The 1,189-nt window shown below is 46.6% G+C and carries 1 protein-coding gene; it reads left to right on the forward strand.

Annotation, left to right across the window (positions count from 1 at the left end; genetic code table 11):
- The coding region (gene tuf / locus VHA02S_RS24830) for an elongation factor Tu (RefSeq protein WP_039989556.1) at positions 1-1,184 on the forward strand (1,184 nt) is incomplete at its 5' end.
- Positions 1,185-1,189: the final 5 nt, after the last annotated feature.

Here is a 1,189-nt window from a genome sequence, read left to right on the forward strand (position 1 = left end):
TGTCTAAAGAAAAATTTGAACGTGTAAAACCGCACGTAAACGTTGGTACTATCGGCCACGTTGACCACGGTAAAACTACTCTAACTGCAGCTATCTGTACAACACTTGCTAAAGTATACGGCGGTGCTGCTCGTGACTTCGCATCTATCGATAACGCTCCAGAAGAGCGTGAGCGCGGTATCACAATCGCTACTTCTCACGTAGAGTACGACACTCCAACTCGTCACTACGCACACGTAGACTGTCCAGGACACGCGGATTATGTTAAAAACATGATCACTGGTGCTGCACAGATGGACGGTGGTATCCTAGTTGTTGCTGCGACAGATGGTCCAATGCCACAAACTCGTGAGCACATCCTACTAGGCCGTCAGGTTGGTATCCCATACATCATCGTATTCATGAACAAATGTGACATGGTTGACGATGAAGAGCTACTAGAACTAGTAGAAATGGAAGTTCGTGAACTTCTATCTGAGTACGACTTCCCAGGTGATGACCTACCAGTTATCCAAGGTTCTGCTCTAGGCGCACTAAACGGCGAAGAGCAATGGGAAGCTAAGATTGTTGAACTAGCAGAAGCGCTAGATTCATACATCCCTGAGCCAGAGCGTGCAGTAGATATGCCATTCCTAATGCCTATCGAAGACGTATTCTCAATCCAAGGTCGTGGTACAGTAGTAACTGGCCGTATCGAACGTGGTATCCTAAACGTAGGTGACGAAGTTGCTATCGTTGGTATCAAAGACACTACTACTACTACATGTACTGGTGTTGAAATGTTCCGTAAGCTTCTTGACGAAGGTCGTGCTGGTGAGAACGTTGGTGCACTTCTACGTGGTACTAAGCGTGATGAAGTTGAACGTGGTCAAGTACTAGCTAAGCCTGGTTCAATCACTCCACACACTAAGTTCGAGTCAGAAGTATACGTACTTTCTAAAGATGAAGGTGGTCGTCACACTCCATTCTTCAAAGGCTACCGTCCACAGTTCTACTTCCGTACAACTGACGTAACTGGTGACATCTCTCTACCAGAAGGCGTAGAAATGGTAATGCCAGGCGACAACATCCAAATGCAAGTTGAGCTAATCGCTCCAATCGCTATGGACGAAGGTCTACGTTTCGCTATCCGTGAAGGTGGCCGTACTGTAGGTGCTGGTGTTGTTGCTAAGATCTTCGACTAATTCTT

Source organism: Vibrio harveyi NBRC 15634 = ATCC 14126 = KCTC 12724 (assembly GCF_001591145.1).
GTDB lineage: Bacteria > Pseudomonadota > Gammaproteobacteria > Enterobacterales > Vibrionaceae > Vibrio > Vibrio harveyi.